19 protein-coding genes are annotated in these 18,884 nt (G+C 61.4%); 18 read left to right on the forward strand and 1 reads right to left on the reverse strand.

The window, feature by feature from the left end:
- Window positions 1-12: 12 nt before the first annotated feature.
- The 18 genes from QO207_RS04915 to QO207_RS05000 all read left to right on the forward strand — a co-directional run bounded on the left by QO207_RS04915 (window position 13) and on the right by QO207_RS05000 (window position 17,241).
- The gene (locus QO207_RS04915) at window positions 13-1,065 is read left to right on the forward strand and encodes an extracellular solute-binding protein (RefSeq protein ID WP_301531441.1); all 1,053 of its coding nucleotides are present in this window, start codon (window positions 13-15) and stop codon (window positions 1,063-1,065) included.
- A gap of 218 nt (window positions 1,066-1,283) precedes the next feature.
- Window positions 1,284-2,483: an amidohydrolase family protein gene (locus tag QO207_RS04920; protein ID WP_301531442.1), complete on the forward strand. Its 1,200-nt coding sequence runs from the start codon at window positions 1,284-1,286 to the stop codon at window positions 2,481-2,483.
- A complete protein-coding gene (locus QO207_RS04925) occupies window positions 2,480-3,979 on the forward strand; it encodes an amidohydrolase family protein (protein WP_301531443.1) in 1,500 nt (499 codons plus the stop codon). Before QO207_RS04920 ends, QO207_RS04925 begins: the two co-directional genes overlap by 4 nt.
- A gap of 11 nt (window positions 3,980-3,990) precedes the next feature.
- Window positions 3,991-4,665 carry a flavin reductase family protein gene (locus tag QO207_RS04930; RefSeq protein WP_301531444.1) on the forward strand — a complete coding sequence of 225 codons (675 nt, stop codon included), beginning with the start codon at window positions 3,991-3,993 and terminating at the stop codon, window positions 4,663-4,665.
- A 748-nt stretch (window positions 4,666-5,413) separates the two neighbouring features.
- Window positions 5,414-6,205 (forward strand): ABC transporter permease, encoded by a 792-nt coding sequence (locus QO207_RS04935; RefSeq protein WP_301531445.1) that lies wholly within the window; start codon window positions 5,414-5,416, stop codon window positions 6,203-6,205.
- Window positions 6,202-6,903 carry an ABC transporter ATP-binding protein gene (locus tag QO207_RS04940; RefSeq protein WP_301531446.1) on the forward strand — a complete coding sequence of 234 codons (702 nt, stop codon included), beginning with the start codon at window positions 6,202-6,204 and terminating at the stop codon, window positions 6,901-6,903. The genes QO207_RS04935 and QO207_RS04940 overlap by 4 nt, the downstream gene beginning before the upstream one ends.
- 11 nt (window positions 6,904-6,914) lie before the next feature.
- Complete coding sequence (locus QO207_RS04945; RefSeq protein ID WP_301531447.1) at window positions 6,915-7,670, forward strand: glycosyltransferase family 2 protein; 756 nt, start codon at window positions 6,915-6,917, stop codon at window positions 7,668-7,670.
- Between the two features lie 2 nt (window positions 7,671-7,672).
- Window positions 7,673-8,290, forward strand: a complete 618-nt coding sequence (locus QO207_RS04950; protein ID WP_301531448.1) for a phosphodiesterase — start codon at window positions 7,673-7,675, stop codon at window positions 8,288-8,290.
- Window positions 8,291-8,294: 4 nt separating this feature from the next.
- Entirely contained in the window at window positions 8,295-8,939 is a 645-nt protein-coding gene (locus QO207_RS04955; protein ID WP_301531449.1) for an HAD family phosphatase, read from the forward strand.
- Window positions 8,940-8,941: 2 nt separating this feature from the next.
- Window positions 8,942-9,673, forward strand: a complete 732-nt coding sequence (locus tag QO207_RS04960) for a glycosyltransferase family 2 protein (protein WP_301531450.1) — start codon at window positions 8,942-8,944, stop codon at window positions 9,671-9,673.
- Window positions 9,670-9,996 carry a hypothetical protein gene (locus QO207_RS04965; protein WP_301531451.1) on the forward strand — a complete coding sequence of 109 codons (327 nt, stop codon included), beginning with the start codon at window positions 9,670-9,672 and terminating at the stop codon, window positions 9,994-9,996. The genes QO207_RS04960 and QO207_RS04965 overlap by 4 nt, the downstream gene beginning before the upstream one ends.
- 125 nt (window positions 9,997-10,121) lie before the next feature.
- Window positions 10,122-11,906, forward strand: coding sequence for a hypothetical protein (locus QO207_RS04970; RefSeq protein WP_301531452.1), 1,785 nt, complete (start codon window positions 10,122-10,124; stop codon window positions 11,904-11,906).
- Entirely contained in the window at window positions 11,903-12,526 is a 624-nt protein-coding gene (locus tag QO207_RS04975; RefSeq protein ID WP_301531453.1) for a hypothetical protein, read from the forward strand. The genes QO207_RS04970 and QO207_RS04975 overlap by 4 nt, the downstream gene beginning before the upstream one ends.
- Before the next feature lie 175 nt (window positions 12,527-12,701).
- The gene (locus QO207_RS04980) at window positions 12,702-13,898 is read left to right on the forward strand and encodes a hypothetical protein (RefSeq protein ID WP_301531454.1); all 1,197 of its coding nucleotides are present in this window, start codon (window positions 12,702-12,704) and stop codon (window positions 13,896-13,898) included.
- Between the two features lie 64 nt (window positions 13,899-13,962).
- A complete protein-coding gene (gene cysC, locus QO207_RS04985; RefSeq protein ID WP_301531455.1) occupies window positions 13,963-14,610 on the forward strand; it encodes an adenylyl-sulfate kinase in 648 nt (215 codons plus the stop codon).
- Window positions 14,607-15,629, forward strand: coding sequence for a WavE lipopolysaccharide synthesis family protein (locus QO207_RS04990; RefSeq protein ID WP_301531456.1), 1,023 nt, complete (start codon window positions 14,607-14,609; stop codon window positions 15,627-15,629). The genes cysC and QO207_RS04990 overlap by 4 nt, the downstream gene beginning before the upstream one ends.
- 48 nt (window positions 15,630-15,677) lie before the next feature.
- A complete protein-coding gene (locus QO207_RS04995) occupies window positions 15,678-16,100 on the forward strand; it encodes a hypothetical protein (protein WP_301531457.1) in 423 nt (140 codons plus the stop codon).
- A 22-nt stretch (window positions 16,101-16,122) separates the two neighbouring features.
- A complete protein-coding gene (locus tag QO207_RS05000) occupies window positions 16,123-17,241 on the forward strand; it encodes a glycosyltransferase (protein ID WP_301531458.1) in 1,119 nt (372 codons plus the stop codon).
- Window positions 17,242-17,294: 53 nt separating this feature from the next.
- Here the strand turns inward: QO207_RS05000 and QO207_RS05005 are convergent, their stop codons facing one another.
- Complete coding sequence (locus tag QO207_RS05005; RefSeq protein ID WP_301531459.1) at window positions 17,295-18,779, reverse strand: APC family permease; 1,485 nt, start codon at window positions 18,777-18,779, stop codon at window positions 17,295-17,297.
- Window positions 18,780-18,884 lie beyond the last annotated feature (105 nt).

Consider the following 18,884-nt stretch of genomic DNA (forward strand, 5'->3'; position numbering starts at 1 on the left):
TCGGAGAGCCACATGAAGTTGAATGCCCTGCGTCACGGCCTTGCCGGCTTGTCCCTCGCCCTGCTGGCTGCGGGCGTCGCCCAGGCCGAGGAGCCCAAGCAGCTGTTCTTCTACAACTGGACCGACTACTACCCGGTGGAACTGCTGGCCAAGTTCGAGAAGGAGACCGGCATCAAGGTCACCATGGACGGCTACGACAGCAACGAAACCCTGCTGGCCAAGCTGCAGGCCGGTGGCGCCGCGTACGACGTGATCGTGCCGTCGCACTCGATCATGCAGACGCTGATCCACCAGGACCTGCTGCTGGAAATCGACACGCCCAAGCTGGCCAACTTCCAGTTCGTCAAACCGGCCTTCCGCGACCCGGGCTTCGACCCCGGCCGCAAGTACTCGGCGCCCTACCTGTGGGGCACCACCGGTTTCTCCTACGACAGCGCGCGGGTGCCGGGCGGCAAGCTGGATGACTCGTGGAAGGAATTCTTCGAGCCGCGTCCGGAGCTGCAGGGCCAGGTCGCCGCGCTGGATACCCCGAGCAGCCTGATCAACGCCGCCGCGCATTACCTCAACGTCGACGAGTGCACCGAGAACCCGCAGGACGCCAAGAAGATTCTCGAACTGCTGCAGAAGCAGAAGCCCTTCCTGAAGATGTACAGCTCGGACAACACCGTGGACCGCATGGCCTCCGGCGAAGTCGTGCTGATGCAGAACTGGAACGGCTCCACCGCCCGCGCCACGCTGCAGAAGAGCACCATCAAGTACGTCTACCCGCGCGAGGGCGTGGCCTCCTTCCAGGACAACTTCGCCGTGCCGAAAAGCGCGCCGCACCCGGAGAACGCCAAGGTCTTCATCAACTGGATGATGAAGCCGGAGAACGCCGCCGCGGTGACCAACGCCATCGCCTATTCCAACGGCATCCAGACCGACCAGTTGCTCGACGCCAAATGGAAGGTCATGGACGCCATCAACATGCCCGAGGAATACGCCTCGCGCCTGCGTCTGGAAAAGGAGTGCAGCAACAAGTCCCGCGAGCTGCAGGACCGCATCTGGTCCAAGCTCAAGGGCTGATGGTTCGGCCCGGCCCCGTGCCGGACTGCTCTTCGTAGGACCGAGGGGGACACCTAGTCCTTGCTCGCGAACAGGCTCCGGGTTGGTACCGGCGTTGGGTGGTTCGCGAGCAAGCTCGCTCCTACAAGGTTCAATCCGGAGCTCGCGTCGGCGAGCTCCTCGGCGGATAACAGCAAGCAGTTGTTCGCCCTACGTTCTTCTCTGGATTCGAGGTCCCCATGACCGACAGCTACTGGCTGCGCAACATCCGTCCGCTGGGCAATGCAGCGGAAGACTTCCTCATCCGTGACGGCCGCATCGCCGAGCGCCGCCCGGCCAGCAACACCGCACCGCAAGCCGGCGACATCGACGGCGACGGCCAGCTCCTGCTACCTCCGCTGGTGGAAAGCCACTGCCACCTGGACAAGACCCTCTGGGGCCAACCCTGGCGCCCCAACAGCGCCGGCCCCACGCTCAAGGACTACATCGCCAACGAGCGCCGCGTGCTGCGAGAGATCGAGGCTCCCATCGCTGCCCGTGCCGGCGCGCTGCTGGAACAATGCATCGCCCGTGGCTCGCTGACCTTCCGCTGCCACGTGGACATCGACCCCGAGCTGGGCTTGCGCCACGTGGTCGCCATGCAGGCGTTGCGCGAGCGCTATGCCGACCTCATCGACATGGAGTTCGTGGTCTTCCCGCAGACCGGCCTGGTCAGCCGCCCCGGCACCGCCGAGCTGATGCGCGAGGCGCTGGCGCTGGGCGTAGAGAACGTCGGTGGCCTCGACCCTTGCGGCATCGACGACGACCCCATTGCCCAGCTTGATATCGTCTTCGGCCTGGCTGTGGAATTCGGCCGTGGCGTCGACATCCACCTGCACGACAAGGGCGAACTGGGCCTCTGGCAGATCGCCCGCATCGCCGACTACACCGAGCGCCACGGCCTGCAGGGCAGGGTGATGATCAGCCACGCCTACTGCCTGGGCATGGCGCCCTGGGAGCAGGTCGAGCCGCTCGCCGAGCGACTCTCTGAACTGCGGATTTCCCTGATGAGCTCCGCACCCGCCGACACCCCGGTGCCGCCATTCCTCGCCCTGCGCGAAGCCGGCGTCAACCTGTGCCTGGGCAGCGACGGCATCCGCGATGCCTGGTCGCCCATGGGCAATGGCGACATGCTCGAACGCGCCATGTTCCTCGCCTTCCGCTTCGACCTGTGCAAGGACGAAGACCTCGCCGCTGCGTTCGCCGCGGCCACCGACAACGGTGCTCGCGCACTGGGGCGCGAGCCATCGCGTATCGAAGTCGGCGCACCGGCGGACTTCCTCCTGCTGCCGGTCGAAACCCTCGGCGAAGCCGTGGTCGCGCGCCCGGCGCAACGCCAGGTATTCAAGGCCGGCAAGCTGATCGCCGAACACGGTCGCCTGTTGGAGTCGCGTTTGTGAGCACGCCCCGCATCGGCTTGAAAGCCAGCTTCGTGGTTGGCTTCGACGGCAAGCAGCACGTGCTCTGGCGCCACGGCGAAGTGGTGTTCGAGGGCGGGAACATTGTCTTCGTCGGCCGTGGTTTCCCCGGTGAAGTCAGCCAGTGGATCGACTACGGCCACGCGCTGATCGGCCCCGGCTTCATCGATCTCGACGCCCTCGGCGATCTCGATTCCACGGTGCTCACCCTGGACAACGGCGCCGAGTGGAACATGGGCCGCGTGTGGTCCGAGGATTACCTGCGGGCCGGGCCGAATGAGTGCTACAGCCCCGACGAGGAACTGTTCAAGTACCGCTATGCCTTCACCCAGCTGATCCGCAACGGCATCACCACCGCCATGCCGATCACCTCCATGTACTACCGGCGCTGGGCCGAGCACTACGACGAATTCGCCGGAGTCGCCGCGCTGTCCGGCGAGCTCGGCCTGCGCACCTACCTCGGCCCCTGCTACATGAGCGGCATGACCTACGCCCGCGCCGACGGTAGCTCCGCGCAGCACTGGGACGAAGCCGCCGGCCTGGCCGGACTGAAAGAGGCGGAGCGCTTCTTCCACGACTTCGATGGCGCCCACGATGGTCTGGTGCGCGGCGCGCTGCTGCCGGATCGCATCGAAACCTGCACGCCCGCTTTGCTGGAGCGTACCGCCGCCGTGCAGCGCGAGCTGAACGCTGCGCTGCGCCTGCACTGCTGCCAGTCGCGCTACGAAGTGGAGCTGGTGCGCCGCCTGCGTGACACGTCCTCGCTGCAGTGGCTCGACCGCTACGGCCTGCTCAACCCGCGCAGCGTGCTGCCCCACGGCATCCTGCACAGTGGCGAGCACGAGTTGCAGCGCCTGGCGGACACCGGCGCGAGCCTGGTGCATTGCCCGGTGGTGTTCGCCCGCGAAGGCGATGCGCTGGATTCGTTCGGCGCTTATCGCGCTCGCGGCATCAACCTCGCCATGGGCACCGACACTTTTCCGGCGGACATGCTCGACAACCTGCGCCAGGGCCTGAACATCGCGCGGGTGAAGGAGGGCGATGCCGAACATACGCGCATGCTCGATCTGTACAACGCCGCCACGCTCGGTGGCGCCCAGGCGCTGGGTCGCGACGATCTCGGCCGTCTCGCCGTCGGTGCCCGTGCGGACATCACCGTGTTCCGCCTCGGCGACTTCCACCAGGGGCCGTTCTTCGACCCACTGAAGAACCTGTTCACCGCCGGCCGCGGCGACGACTGCATCGCCAGCTTCATCGACGGCCGCAGTGTGATGCAGGACGGTCAGGTGATCGGCGTCGATTACGCCGACCTGCAACGCCGCGCCGACGCGCTGTTCCAGAAGCAGATGCAGCACCACTCCGAACGCGCCTTCGGCAACCCGCCGTGGCGCACGCTGTTCCGTTCCGCGATTCCCTTTGCCGACTCGTACAGCGCCGCCGCGCCGCTGCTCGACGCCCACGCAGCGCAGGCTCATTGAAGGATCAATCCATGCTCAGCTTCGACTTCCAGCAGCTGTCCGCCCGCGAGAAATACAAGATCCTCATCGGCAGCGTGGTGCCCCGGCCCATCGCCCTGGTCACCACCATCGATGCCGAGGGGCGTGCCAATGCCGCGCCCTTCAGTTTCTTCAACGCCCTCTCGGCCGACCCGCCGATCCTCGCCCTGGGCGTGGAGAACTACAGCGACCTGAGCCCCAAGGACACCACGCTGAACATCCGGCAGAACCAGGAGTTCACCGTGAACATCGTCTCCGACGCGCTGGTGGAAGCCATGAACGTCTGCGCCGTGCCCTTCGAGCCGGGCTTCGACGAACTGGTCGCCGCCGGCCTCACCGCCATCCCCGGCACCCGCGTCGGCTGCCCACGCATCGGCGAAGCGCCGGTGGCACTGGAATGCCGGCGGATGATGGCGCTGTCCATCGGCCAATCGCGGGAGATCATCCTCGGCGAAGTGCTAATGGCCCACGTGCGCGACGACCTGATCGACCCGGCCACGCTTTACATTGACCAGCTCGGCCTCGACGCCATCGGGCGCATGGGCGGGCATGGCTATGCGCGCACGCGGGAGTATTTCGACTTGCCGACGCGGTCGTTGAAGCAGTGGATGGAACAAAAAGGCGGTGGCGAGCGGCAGTGGGTGGAGGGAAAAGTTCCGGCTTATTAATTCCCTGCGGGCACGCTGGGAATTTTAGGATGTGACTGGGTGTCGCATAGATTCGATGTTTCGACTGAACCTTAAGGTTTCGTTAAGTTTCAGTATGTTCGTCGATTTATTCATGATCTGGCAGGTTTCATAAGGATTATCGGTGAACGCCAGGTCTGTCGATAACGTGCCGCCCAGGCTGGATTTTTCGCGTCATGCAATATTTGCAGGCGAGCGCACAGTATTTTTCCCTACCCGTAAGCGATTTCTGCAGCGTATCATTGTGCCATCAATCAGAAATTTCCTACTTTTCTGTTGTTGTTTCGATGTTTCACGAAAATGTCACATTGACGTGGCGCGCTTCGCTGTTTTCGGGACGTAAGGGACTGCTTGTCTGAAAACCCTCTGTCTACGCCTGGTCTTTGACATCAGGCGCCTCTCGAATCGGTATGGCAAATGGTGATCGGCAACGCTGTTGCGGGTCGCCAGCAAGAGCTTTTTGCCGCTCTGTTTCTGTTTTGTTCGTCCAGCCTTCCGGATAGCACCCATAGGCTCGGGTACAAGCCAGAGCAGAAAGCAGAGATACATCTGCCTTGGGAATTGCAGACGGATTTCGGCGCAATCTGCGCTGATGGAAATGGGATGTCTACTGCGGCCTGCTGAAGGACGTAGGGAAATTTTGCCTTGAACTCGACAACTCCGGAGCGCGCGAAATGCGCTTTCTGCTGGGGCGGGATCGTTCGGCCTTGAAAAAGTGTGAGGGTGTGTTGTGCGTTTGCAGCTAGGGGGAGGAAGCGATATCTGGTCCGCTATCCAGATATCGGTAGAGCGAGCGCGCCTCGGACTGAAGTCCGAGTCGACAAGGACGCGCCTGGGCTTCGCCTGGTGGCTGATCGAGCCTCTGATCCTTCTCGCGATCTATTACTCCGTGTTCGGCCATCTGCTGCGTATCCAGGTGGAGAACTTTGCCGTGTTCCTGATCATCGGCGTCACGTTCTGGACCTGGTTCAACAAGAGCGTGATGAACTGCACCGATGCCATCTACGAGAAGAAGCACATTCTCGAGCATTGCAGGGTCGACCCCCTGATATTCCCGCTGACCTCGATCTTCAAGGATCTGGTCAAGGAGTCGCTGGTTGTCGCTCTGCTCCTGGGGCTGCTCTGTGCCATCGGTTTCACGCCATCCTGGCTGTGGTTGTACCTGCCGCTGATCATGTTGGTGCAGATGATCATCACAGCCGGTTGCGGCGTCTTTGTCGCGGGCCTGACGCCATTCCTGCCGGATGTGCGCATCCTGATTTCCTCCGGGCTGCAGTTCCTGATGTTCGGATCGGGCGTGTTCTATTCCAAGGACAACATACCGCCGCAGTTCCATCTCCTGCTGGATCTCAATCCCCTGGCGCTGCTGCTTTCGCAGTATCGCGAGGTGCTGATGTTTAGCCGTGCGCCCGCTGTCGGAGATCTCTTCGCACTGTTCTGCGGCGCCCTGGCGCTGTTCGTGCTGGCAGTTCTGTTCGTCGCCGGCAACCGCAATTCCTATGCCATGGCGTTGAGCAAATGACAGACGTTGCTGCACTGAAAGCCGACGGTCTGTCACTAACCTTCCGCAACGGCCTGCGCCTGTTTTCCCGTCGCCAGACCACCGTGCTGCAGGATGTTTCCTTTTCGGTCGGGCGTGGCGAGACCTTCGGCGTTGTTGGCGGCAATGGCGCCGGCAAAAGCACCTTGCTGCGCGTCCTGGCGGGAATCTACCAGCCGACTCGTGGACGGCTGACTTCTTCGGTCGCGAGCGTCTCGCTGCTCAACCTGCAACTGGGTTTCGACGACAACCTGAATGCGAGCGACAACATCGTGCTCAGCGGCATGCTGATGGGCATGGGCCGCAGGCGCATGCGCGAGCTGACCGCCGAGATTCTCGACTATGCCGAACTGGGCGGCTCGGCCGGGCTGCCGGTGCGCAGCTATTCCACGGGGATGCGTGCTCGCCTGGGCTTCGCCATCTCCAAGTATTCGCGTCCCGACGTGATCCTGCTGGACGAGGTCCTGAGCGTCGGCGACGGGCATTTCCGCGAAAAGGCCGAGGCCACCATGCGCGAGATGCTTCAGGGCAATCAGACCGTGGTGTTCGTATCCCACGATTCAGGCCGTATCAGAGAGATGTGTAGTCGAGTGTGCTGGTTGAAGGACGGGCGCGTGCAGTTGCTCGGCCCGGCCAACGAAGTCATGGACGCATACGACGAATTCATCCTGCGCAAGTGAAGGAAAAGCAGATGCTCAACATAGTAGTTCCCATGGCCGGCGCCGGTAGCCGTTTCGCGGTCGCAGGATACAAGGACCCAAAGCCGCTGATTCCGGTACATGGCGTGCCGATGATCAAGGTGGTAATCGACAACCTCACGCCAGCTTGCGAGCACCGCTTCATCTTCATCTGCCAGGCAGCACACGTTGAAGCCTACGGTCTGCAGGAAAAGCTGCAGGCCTGGGCGCCGGGATGCGCCATCGTTGAGCTCGACGGCCTCACCGAAGGCGCCGCCTGTACGGTGTACGCCGCCAGGGAGCTGATCAACTCCGATGACCCGGTGATGATCGCCAACAGCGACCAGTACGTGGATATCGACATCAACGACTACCTGCGCTCCATGGAAGAGCAGCAGGCGGACGGCCTGATCATGACCATGAAGGCGGATGACCCGAAATGGTCCTTCGTCGGCTTCGACGATGGGGGGCGCATCAACCGCGTCATCGAGAAGGAAGTGATTTCCGACGAGGCTACCGTGGGCATCTACAACTTCCGCAGCGGCCGCGAGCTGATCGCCGCGATCGAGTCCATGTTCAACAAGGACCTGCGGGTGAACGGCGAGTTCTACGTGGCGCCGGCCTACAACGAGATGATCGGCGACGATGCCCGCATCGTGCACTACAGCATCGGCTCCGAAGGCGCTGGCATGTACGGCCTGGGCATTCCTGCTGACCTCGACCTGTTCCTCGGCCTGTCGGTCAGCCAGGCGGCCACGGCGGGTCACTGATTATGCAGATCATCAGTCATCGCGGTTACTGGCTGGAGCGGCCCGAGCGCAACCTGAAGGTTGCCTTCTGTCGCTCCTTCGACCTGGGCTTCGGCACCGAGACCGACGTGCGCGACGTCGCCGGCCGGCTCGTCATCTCCCATGACATGCCCAGCGGCGAAGAAATGTCTCTGGACGACCTGCTGAGGATCATGGCCGGGCGCAACCTGCCGCTGGCGATGAACATCAAGGCCGATGGCCTGTGCGAGCCGCTCAAGGCGACGTTCGAGGCCCATGGTCACAGCAACTGGTTCGTCTTCGACATGGCGGTGCCGGACATGCGCAGCTACCTCGCCAGCGGCGTCTGCACCTATACGCGTCTGAGCGAGGTCGAGCCGGTCCCCGCGTGGCTGAACGAAGCCGATGGCATCTGGCTCGATAGCTTCGGCAGCGAGTGGTATTCCCGTGATCAGCTCTCCAGGTTGCTGGCCGATGGCAAGGAAATCTGCGTCGTCTCCTCCGAACTGCATGGCCGCGAACACCTGCCACTTTGGCAACTGCTGGCTGAGTTCCAGGGCGCCGAGAACCTGACGCTGTGCACCGACCTGCCTGAATCCGCCCGCTCTTTCTTCAAGGAATGACCTCATGATCAAAGCTGTGATTTTCGACATGGATGGTGTGCTGATCGAAGCGAAGGATTGGCACTACGAGGCTTTGAACAAGGCGCTCAATCTGTTCGGCCACACCATCAGCCGTCACGACCACCTGACCACCTACGACGGGCTGCCAACCTCGCGCAAGCTGAACATGCTCAGCGTCGAGCATGACCTGCCGGTGGAGCTGCACAACTTCATCAACGAGATGAAGCAGGCGTACACGATGGAAATCGTCTACTCGCAGTGCAAGCCGACCTTCAATCACCAGTACGCCCTGTCCTCGCTGAAGAACCGTGGCTACAAGCTGGCTGTGGCCTCCAACTCCATTCGCAACACCGTCGAAGTGATGATGGACAAGGCCCGCCTGGACCAGTACCTGGACCTGAAGTTGTCCAACGAAGACGTGAAGAGCCCCAAGCCGGCGCCAGATATCTACACCAAGGCCATCCAGTCCTTCGGCCTCTCGCCCGACGAATGCCTGATCGTCGAGGACAACGAGAACGGCATTCGTGCCGCCCGCGCTTCGGGAGCCCATGTGCTGGTCGTAGAGGACGTAGCCGACGTCAACCTGGACAACATCACCCGCCGCATCGAGCAGATCGAAGCTCAGCGGCACGAGCGGCTGGAGGCCTGATCATGCGCAAGTTGAATATCGTACTGCTCGCCGGTGGCGAAGGCGCTTCGGTGAAGGCCGAAAGCAGCTACCCCGATTACTTGTCCGAGCGTGACGGCGTGCCGTTGATCCAGCATCTGGTGGAGAACTGCCTTGCCCTGGAGCCTGTGCGGATCATCTGCATGCTGCCCAAGGACGACGTCAGCAAGTACCACCTGCGCAACATGCTGCAGCAGATGACTCCGGTCGCCTCCGTGCAGCCGGTTCAGGCGCTGACCATGGGGGCGGCCTGCACTGCCCTGCTGGCGGCGGAGAGCATCGACAACAGCGATGAGCTGCTGATCATCAACTGCAACGAACTGCTCGATGGCTCGCTGCGCGACATCGTCGGCGGCTTCCGCAACGACCAGTGCGATGCTGGCGTGGTGGTCTTCAAGTCCCTGCATCCGCGCTATTCCTTCGTACGCATGAATGCCGAGGGTTATGTCACCGAGGCGGCAGAGAAGAATCCGATCAGCAACCATGCGGTGGCCGGCCTGTACTGGTTCGACCGCGGCGCGGTATTCGTCGAGGCGGTGAAGGAGATGATCCGCAAGGACGCCAAGGTGAACGACGCCTTCTACATCGCTCCGGCGCTCAATGAGCTGGTGCTGCTGCATAAGAAGATCGGCAGTTTCCGCGTCGAGCCCAACCAGTACCACCCACTGAAGAACCCCCATCAACTGCATGCTTTCGAAACGGTGGCTGTTCGATGAACTCCGCGAACCTGAAGGACATGGTCAAGGGCTGGTTCGTCGGGGGGTTTACCCCCACTGCCTTTAGTACCCAGGCCTGCGAAGTCGCAGTGAAGCCTTATAAGACCGGAGACTCGGAGTCCGCGCACTATCACAAGATCGCCACCGAAGTGACTCTGGTGCTCTCTGGTGAAGTGGAAATGTGCGGCAAGACCTGGGGCGCTGGCGAAATCATCGTTCTGGAGCCAGGCGACATCACCGCCTTCAAGGCACTCTCCGATGCCGTCACTGTTGTGGTCAAGGTGCCCGGTGCGCTGAACGACAAGTACCTCGTGGAAGCATGATGCTCACCTTTCCAGAAAAGGGCTCTGCATTGCCTTGCCAGGCACGTTCGCGATACTGCCCTGCAAGCCGGGCATTCGTGTCGCACCGCAGTACCTTGAAGTTCGCAACTAAGGACTGAGGCAGCATGCTGATTCAACTCAAGCCCCTGAAGCGCCTTGGCTACCCGGAGGCGAAGTTTCTACCCGCGCTATCGGATGATGTGCTCAACAGGGCGCGTGCCGCTAATGTGCTGACGTTCCGCAGCAAATCCGGAGCTGCTCCCGATCGTGTGATCAAGAATGTGAGTGCGCTGACACGTCTGGATTGGCCCGGCGGCGACGCCATTGTCCTCCTGGGCCTGCAGACGGACTCACCGCTGGCCCCGCTGATCCTCTGGGACCTCGTCCACGCCGCCCCGGTGGGGGCGACGATCGAGCTTGTGGAGGCCGTGGGCATCGCGTGCTATCTGACCCGCGAGTACTTCCAGGACGCTCTTGTCCTGGAGGAATCCTCTGCTGGTGTGCGCCGTTACCGTAAGATCGCCATGCTCGATGCCGAGCATGGTTCGCTCGATGAGTGGACATTCGGCATACCGTCCGGCCCCGACGATGCCACGCTCCTGAATGCCTGCGTTGCTCGCATTCTGGAACTGCCTATTCCCAAGAAGGAAATCCTGCTCTGTGGACGTCCGTCGGACAGCTTCCTCTATTGGGAGCATGTCCGCATCGTTGGCGAGGACATTACAGCGCCGCCGCTGAAGATCTGCTCCAAGAAGAACCGATTGGCGGAGGAGGCCAAGTACGAGAACCTGTGCATCGTGCATGACCGGGTCTTCCTGCCTGACAACTTCCAGGAAGCGATTCAACGGTTCGGCAACGCCTATCCGCTGACTGCCTTCCAGTCGCTGTACTTCGATGACCATACGAACTTCTGCCTGCGCCGCTATTCGGACTTCTTCATTTCGCAAGGGCTGATCTCCCATCGCACCGAAGCGCCACGCCGGGACGACAAGTCTGCGACCTCGCGCTTCGCGCCAGCAATCCTTGAGCGTGTCGAGGACACGGCATTCGCTTATGCGAACGGGCACCGTTACTCGGCAAACGTCTATCCGAGCGGCAGTCTGTACCTTGTGAAAAAGCGTGTATGGGCGCGCATCCCCCAGGATGAATCGCTGCTCTGGACCGAGTTTGAGGATGTCGAACAGGGCGAGCGTGCTGGCCGCCTGGGAATTCCGTCTCGTATCAATCCATACGCATTCACCCAGTCCATGCTGTCGCGCAGCATGTTGAACTGGTTGGGCACCACCTTCTGCGAGAACCAGAGTGGGGATATGCGTATTCAGCGAACGCTCTTCGAACTGGTTCCATTTCTCTCGCGCAAGCCCGTCAACCGCAAGACCCAGGAACAAGCTGCGCGTGACCACACTGCGTTCATGGCGCGTTGGGGTATCGAGGCGGATGCGTCGCTTGAGTCACCAGCCGCAGCGGCCGCCAATACCAAGCGACGCCTGCGCTGGCTCGTGCAAGTTATCCATGCGGCGCGGATTCCGCTGCGCCCTGAGTCGGTTCGCAACTTCATCAACGATGTCGAAAAGCTGGTCGTCAGCGAGCAGATTGCCTACCAGAACAAGCAAGCCATGGCGCGGGACATCGTTGAAGGTTCCGAGGAAGCCAGGGCCGCGATCATTCTGCACTGCAGCGAACTGGTGAATCAGTCTGCCCAGCGGCCCGGCGGGAGGGTCTTCGCCAAGAGTCTTTCGGACTATCTCCCCAGACGAAGCCTGCTGGCGAAGCTCGGCTCCTTTGCCAGTGCCTGGTACCTCTGGCGTCACCGCAAGGTGATGGTGGCTACCAATCTGGGACTGTTCGGCCTTTACCGGGCGATTGTCGGTTCTACCCCATGGGCTAGCTACAAGGATAAGCAGTCGTGAGCGATGCACCGTTGGTGGCGATCATTTCCGCAATGGCCGCGCAGGGGCCGGGGCAGCTTCAGCAGATCAAGGCATGGCTGTTCGAACAGCGCCAGCGCGAAACATTGCCCTCTTCACTGGTAGTCGATCATTCGGTGGTGCCGGTAGCCGCCAGTCCTGCAGAGGATGGGGCGCCTATGTGGGTCGAGGTCTACGCTGCCGATTTTCTGCGCCGCAACACCGACAGCTACGGCCCGGATCTGCGGGCGATCCAGGGCGCGCTGGACGAGGCGCAGGGGAAAGGCTTGCTGGTTCGGCAGGCGCTGGGCGATGTGAAGAACATGCTCGCCTTGCACAAGGTCATGCGCGAGCTGCTCTACGCCTGTGGCAATCCGCCGGCGATCATCGCCTTTGAGGTCGCGCCCAAGGACATCACTGCAATGAGTTTCAGTGTCGAGGACATGGTTCAGATCAATCCGCGGCGGCTGAGTAACTCGGAAGTGAAAATGTGGCTGAAGACGACTCGTACACAGATCCTGTTTTCGCAGCTTCGCACGCTGATGCCGGAGCCGTTGTTCCGTGTCTACAGGGGGCTGAACCACATCATCACCAGGCTGAGCGCGGTGCTGGACAACAAGTAGGAACTGAAGATGGCGGTCAGTTGAGGCTGACCGGCTGGCATGAGTTCGCCGCGCCAGGCGCCTCCGGATTATCAGGGGCACTGGAAGTTGAAGCGAGACAGATGATCTGTTTTTTCGCGTGGCAGCGAGACTGCTGGCGGCAAGGTTCCGGCGCGAAATGTTTTTGGGGGGAGTGATGGACCAGAAAATTACCTGGCTCAATGTGACGGGTAGTCCTCGCAGTGGGACGACGGCGTTGGGTGCTGCACTGAACAAGAGTCAGCACATTGGCGTGCTCCATGAGCATTATCCCAAGGACTTTTTCGACTCGATCGAGTCGCTGTTCAAGAATCAGGATTTCCATGCCTCACTGGGTGGATATCCATTCTTTGCCGACTCGATAGTGGCCCGGGAACGCGATCTCACTCCCATCGTTGAGTCGATCTTTTCGATTGTCTTCAAAAAGTCGCCGAGCATCATCGGTTCCAAGATTCCGGGGTTGCAGCGTCGCGAAAAGACCCGATACCCGGAAGGCTTCCGGCCGCGGGAAATCAATATCGTCAGAAACCCTGTTGATGTCGTGAACTCTTACCTGAAGAAGAGCGATGGCACTCTGGCGGAGGATCCCGAGCAGGCATTCTGCGATTGGCTCCATTCGTTCAATTACGCAGTCGCCCAACAGGGTGGTGAAGATTTCTTCTGGGTGCTCTACGAACGTTTCCGAAGTGCTGAGAACGTCGAAATTGCCACACAGATGGCTGAGTTTCTCAAGATCGATTGCGACTTCGAACTGGAGGAAATGAACTCGTCCGAGCAGCCGTCCGAAGCGCAGTTCCTGCATAGCGAGTCGGGGAGGCGGACCTTTACCGCCATTACCCGTTTGTTCGACCTGTCCGACTGGGATGCTGATGCCACCCGGAAAATCGAGGCCGGCAAGCTGATCGGGTATCCGCTAACCCATGGCGAATCGATTGTATTGCGGGCCGGCGGGAACTCCTGGAAGTACGTTCACAACGGTTTCTACTCGCCCGAGCCTGACGGCTCTTGGACGCGAGGCCCCGAGGCGATCATCCGCCTGACCCCGGAAGCGACGCTTTCGGGAAAACTCAGCGTGACGCTGGATGTTTCGTGGAGCCTGAACATTCACGGCGTTGGAACGATGTTCAGTCTCTACCTGGACGACACGCTACTGGGCAATACCACCCTGGCTCTGGGCGACTCTCAGGGCGCAAGCAACAAGGTCATCTTCAACTGTCCGGCGTTCATTCAGGCAGCAGACTCCGTAACCCTGAAAATAGTCATCGAGAACCCCAGGAATCCATCGGCGCTGGGAGTCTCCGCAGACAATCGTGACCTGGGGCTGATGATCCGCTCCATTTCTTTTGGCGTGTGATTCATCACTCCGTGCAGGAGGCAAACCGCTAGGCGCCTTCTGCGGGATCCAGGGAGGTCCGACGATGACCGCAATCAAGGAATCGAGTGTTCGGAAGGGAAGTATGACTACGCCTCTAGAGATCGCCAGCGAAGTGCGCTGGCACGATCAGAAAGTCTCGACGCAGATGCGTCTGGATGCGATGGAGCAGAAGGGCATGTGCATCTGGTTTACCGGGCTTTCCGGCTCCGGCAAGTCGACACTGGCCAATGCGCTGGACCTGGCGCTGCATGGCACCGGCAAGAAAACCTACTTGCTCGATGGCGACAATCTCCGCCATGGCCTGTGCCAGGACCTCGGGATGCAGGAGCAGGATCGCGCCGAGAATATTCGCCGCGCGGGAGAGGTTGCCAAGCTGATGGTGGATGCCGGGCTCGTGGTGCTTTGTGCCTTTATCTCGCCCTATCAGCGCGACCGCGACCGTGTGCGCAGCTTGTTCGACGAGGGGCAGTTCCTCGAGGTGCATGTTTCCACACCGCTGACAGTGTGCGAGGGGCGTGATCCCAAAGGCCTGTACGGCAAGGCCAGGGTGGGACTCATCAGCGACTTCACGGGCGTCAGTTCCCCCTACGAGGTGCCGGTTGCGCCGGAGTTCGTTGTGGATACCAGTGGCGAGACCCTGGACTATGCCGTCAGCCGTCTCATGGCGACCGGTGCGGGGTTGTCGTCGTGAAGCCGGGCCTGTCGACTCGCGATATAGCCGTGATCGTCCAGGGGCCCTTGAAGGACGGCGAGGTCAATATTGCGGCGCGGGCCTTGCGCTCGGTTCTCGAACATCTACCAGATGCGCAGGTCATCCTGTCCACCCATGACGATATCGAAGGCCTGCACTTCGAGGGTGTCCTTGTTGTGCAGGCGCAGCCTGCTCGCCAGTTCACGGACGTCAATGGCAATCAGAACAACGTCAACAAGCTGATCAGTTCAATGGCCAGCGGGCTGGCCCAGGTGGACCGTGAGTTCTGCATCAAGCTTCGCACCGATCATGTGCTGAGCAGTGCTGCCATCGTTGATTGCCTTGACTCGGTGGAGCGGGAGGCTGCCGAAGCGCGCCTGTTCTCCAGCAGAGTCTGCGTCTCGAATCTATTTCTGCGTAATCCCTGTAAGGTGCCTTACCTGTTTCACCTGACCGACACAGTTCAATTCGGTCGGACCAGGGATCTGCGTACGCTCTGGAACATTCAGCCCATTTCGGACAGCGTCCTCTTCCTGAAGGGAGGGGCACGGATCAATCCCCTGGGCACCTTCCAGGGGTATACGTCGTTCCGACTTCTTCCCGAGCAGGCAATATTTCTCCAGTTCGCGCAAAAGCAGGGCCTGCAACTCGACCTCGAGCACATTTCGCACACCAGTTTCGAACTCTTCAATGCCTGGGAAGAACTCCTGGCCTCGAACTTCGAAGTGTTCGATTGGCAGAACCTCGGCATCCTGCCGCCCAAACGCTTCCTTACCGCGCCCTATTCCCCCGGCTCCCTCATGACCCGGGATGATCTGCAGATGCTGCGCACCGGCCGCTCGCCCCTGGCCAGGGCGTTGCGCTACGGGGATCTGCTGATCAACAAATATCTGCTGTGCTGGTTCAGCCGGCGCTGGCTGGTTTCCGTGGCGTCACTGCTGCTGTTCTCCTTCTCTTCCGAGTTGGCAGTCGGCGCGCGTGACTTTTACAGACGCCTGACGGGGGCCAGCCGCACCTGAGCGTGCGGCTTCCTGATTCCCACCCATTGATCGAGAGTCGTTTTTTACATGAACAAGAAGTTGGTGATTTGCGCGGCGCTGCTGGCCCTGGCTGGATGCGACAAGGCGGCGGAGCCGAAGGTACAGGCAGTGGTTCGGGCGACACCTGCCGAGGTGCCGAAACAGAACGGCCAGTACTTGCGCTTCTATCAAATGGCGAATGGTGAGACGCGCCTGGAAGCTCATCGTGTTGCCGGTCAGCTCAAGGCGGTTATCAGTGGCAATCCCGGCTTTACCGTCGAGCCCGGCAAGTTTCCTGCAGTCAATCCGGTGCTGGTCCGTATCAAGGACTGTGGGCTGATTACTTTCACCCAGGACAAGGGCGATCCTCAGGCGATGACTGCCAAGCGCACCGACAAGCAGGGATTCAATGCGCAGTGCCCGATCCAGAACCTCGATGGCCTATGGGTCAAACTCTCGGCCAGCGTTTGATGATCCGACTGGCGTGCGTCTGATGAAGGTTCTGCACTTCTACAAGACCTTCGGTCTGGAGCAGTACGGTGGCGTCGAAATGTTCATTCGACACCTGACTCACGCCACCTCGATCCAGGGTTGCCAGAACACTGTGCTGTCGCTGGCGAAGGAGCCGATGAAACCGGTAACGACGTCCAGCTTCCGTCTGGTTCAGGCCAAGCAGGATCTGCATATCGCGTCGACCGGGTTCTCCTGGTCTTCGCTGGGCGCATTCGCGCGCCTTGCGAGGCAAGCGGACGTCATCCACTACCATTTCCCCTGGCCTTTCATGGACGTGGTCCATCTGCTTAAAGGCCTGGGTAAGCCCAGTGTGGTGACCTATCACTCGGACATCGTGCGGCAGAAGGCTTTGCTGCAACTCTATCGGCCCTTGATGCGAGCCTTTCTGGGACGAGTCGATTCGATTGCCGCTACCAGCCCCAACTACCTGGAAAGCTCGACTGTCCTGCAGCGCTATCAGGACAAGGCTTGCTCCATTCCCATAGGCCTGGAGCAGGACCTATACCCGCGTCCGGATGTCACCGAGGTGGGCAAGTTGCATCGGCTTTATGGCGAGCGCTTCTTTCTGTTCATTGGTGTGCTGCGCTACTACAAGGGCCTGCACTATTTGCTCGAGGCGATGAAGTCGGCGCCTTGGCCGCTGCTGATCGTTGGTGCCGGACCGATGGAGCGGGAGCTTATGCAGATGGCGACGGCGCAAGGCCTGAGCAACGTGCATTTCCTCGGGCAGGTCAGCGAGCAGGAAAAGATCGATTTGATGTGCGCCTGCTATGGCGTGATCTTCCCCTCGCACCTTCGCTCGGAAGCCTTCGGTATCGGCTTGCTGGAGGGCGCGATGATGGGAAAACCGTTGATCTGCAGTGAAATCGGTACCGGCACCAGCTTCATCAATCAGCATGAGGAAACCGGGATCGTTGTCCCGCCGGCCGACGCTGGAGCGTTACGCCAGGCCATGCAGACGTTATGGCATGACCCGACGCTGGCGGAGCGTTATGGGCGAGCTGCGCGAGCACGCTTCCTGAATACCTTCACCGCCAGGGGTATGGGTGAGGCTTATAGCGAGCTTTATGCCCAAGTGGCAGGCCGACAGGCTGGCTGACTAAAGAAAACGCCCGGCATCCTTGCCGGGCGTTTTCGTTTCACGTCTAACGCTTACTGCTGATGCAGCTTCCACGCATCCCCGTGGGGAGCGGTGCCCTTGTCGTACGGGCGGAACAGGGTCATGTAGGCCAGGCCCAGCAGGATCACGATGCCGCCGACCAGGATGATCCCGTAGTTCAGGTACCAGGGCGCATCCGGCGTACGCGGCCAGGACATGTTGATGATCGCCAGCACGCCGTACGTCAGCGCCAGGACGTTCACGATCCAGCCCCAGTTGCCCAGGGTGAAGGCGCCGCTCGGCTTCCAGCCGCGCAGACGGGCGAACAGGGCGCCGCCGACGATCATCTGGAACGACAGGTAGATGCCAATGGCGGCGAAGCTCACCACCATGGCGATGGCGTTCTGCAGGTAGAAGCCGGCGCAGACGATCACCGACGGAATCACGCCGCAGGCGATCAGCGCTGCCACCGGCACGTGGGTGTTGGGCGACAGGCGCTTGAGCAGACCGCTGCCCATCACCATCTCATCGCGGGCGTAGGAGTACAGCAGGCGGCTGGCGGCGGCCTGCAGGCTGAGCACGCAGGAGACGAAGGAGACGATGATCACCGCCATCACCAGGCGCGCGCCGGTCACGCCGAAGGCGTTGTCGAGGATGGTGGTCATCGGGTCCTTGTCGGCGCCGGAGATCACGGCCTGCATATCCGGTACCGCGAGGATCAGCGCGAGGGCGGCGAAGATCGCCGCGCCGCCGCCGATCCAGATGGTCATGCGCATGGCCTTGGGAATGCGCCGGCTGGGGTTCGGGGTTTCCTCGGCGACGTCACCGCAGGCCTCGAAGCCGTAGTAGAGGAACATGCCGGCCAGCGAAGCGGTGAGGAACGCCGGCCAGTAGCTGCCGTCGATACGGATGTCGAAGCTGTTGAACAGCACCGAGAACGGCTGGTGACGCTCGAAGATCAGCAGGTAGGTGCCGATCACCAGTGCGCCGAGCAGCTCGCAGATGAAGCCGAACATCGCCACGCGGGCCAGCAGCTTGGTGCCGGAGAGGTTGAGCAGGGTGGCGATCACCGTCAGCGCCAGGGCGACGAAGGTGTTGGTCACCGGCGTGGATTCGAAGCCGAGCAGCGTGGCGATGTACGGGCCGGCACCCAGGGCCACGGCGGCGATGGTCACGCACAGCGACACCGAGTAGAGCCAGCCGACCATCCACGCCCAGCGCTTGCCCACCAGGCGCCGGGCCCAGGGATAGACGCCGCCGGAGATGGGGAACTGCGAAACCACTTCGCAGAAGATCAGGCACACCAGCATCTGCCCGATGCCCACCAGCAGGTAGGACCAGAACATCGGCGGGCCGCCGGCGGCCAGGCACAGGCCGAACAGGGTGTACACGCCGACCACCGGCGAGAGGTAGGTGAAGCCCAGGGCGAAGTTCTGCCAGAGGGTCATGCTGCGTTGGAAGTTGGAGGTGTAGCCCAGCGCGCGGAGTTGCTCCGCGTCGCGGTCCAGGGCGGCGCCTGGCTGGGTCGAGCTGTTCATCGTGGGAGTCCTGTGTGAGGTTTTCGCGTCGGCAGCCAATCGGGTGCAACGGAAAGCGTTGTTGTTATTGTTCGGCGCGCGGGGTCAGCCGCACGCCGTCTTGCT

This window comes from Pseudomonas sp. CAN1 (genome assembly GCF_030462585.1).
GTDB lineage: Bacteria > Pseudomonadota > Gammaproteobacteria > Pseudomonadales > Pseudomonadaceae > Pseudomonas.

Excerpts from the sequence above, each read along its gene's own strand:
- QO207_RS04940 (WP_301531446.1), top strand. The coding sequence starts at position 6,202 with ATGACAGACGTTGCTGCACTGAAAGCCGACGGTCTGTCACTAACCTTC.
- QO207_RS04965 (WP_301531451.1), top strand. The coding sequence starts at position 9,670 with ATGAACTCCGCGAACCTGAAGGACATGGTCAAGGGCTGGTTCGTCGGG.
- QO207_RS05005 (WP_301531459.1), bottom strand. The coding sequence starts at position 18,779 with ATGAACAGCTCGACCCAGCCAGGCGCCGCCCTGGACCGCGACGCGGAG.
- QO207_RS04970 (WP_301531452.1), top strand. The coding sequence starts at position 10,122 with ATGCTGATTCAACTCAAGCCCCTGAAGCGCCTTGGCTACCCGGAGGCG.
- QO207_RS04930 (WP_301531444.1), top strand. The coding sequence starts at position 3,991 with ATGCTCAGCTTCGACTTCCAGCAGCTGTCCGCCCGCGAGAAATACAAG.
- QO207_RS04955 (WP_301531449.1), top strand. The coding sequence starts at position 8,295 with ATGATCAAAGCTGTGATTTTCGACATGGATGGTGTGCTGATCGAAGCG.
- QO207_RS05000 (WP_301531458.1), top strand. The coding sequence starts at position 16,123 with ATGAAGGTTCTGCACTTCTACAAGACCTTCGGTCTGGAGCAGTACGGT.
- QO207_RS04945 (WP_301531447.1), top strand. The coding sequence starts at position 6,915 with ATGCTCAACATAGTAGTTCCCATGGCCGGCGCCGGTAGCCGTTTCGCG.
- QO207_RS04920 (WP_301531442.1), top strand. The coding sequence starts at position 1,284 with ATGACCGACAGCTACTGGCTGCGCAACATCCGTCCGCTGGGCAATGCA.
- QO207_RS04980 (WP_301531454.1), top strand. The coding sequence starts at position 12,702 with ATGGACCAGAAAATTACCTGGCTCAATGTGACGGGTAGTCCTCGCAGT.
- cysC (WP_301531455.1), top strand. The coding sequence starts at position 13,963 with ATGACCGCAATCAAGGAATCGAGTGTTCGGAAGGGAAGTATGACTACG.
- QO207_RS04960 (WP_301531450.1), top strand. The coding sequence starts at position 8,942 with ATGCGCAAGTTGAATATCGTACTGCTCGCCGGTGGCGAAGGCGCTTCG.
- QO207_RS04950 (WP_301531448.1), top strand. The coding sequence starts at position 7,673 with ATGCAGATCATCAGTCATCGCGGTTACTGGCTGGAGCGGCCCGAGCGC.
- QO207_RS04915 (WP_301531441.1), top strand. The coding sequence starts at position 13 with ATGAAGTTGAATGCCCTGCGTCACGGCCTTGCCGGCTTGTCCCTCGCC.
- QO207_RS04995 (WP_301531457.1), top strand. The coding sequence starts at position 15,678 with ATGAACAAGAAGTTGGTGATTTGCGCGGCGCTGCTGGCCCTGGCTGGA.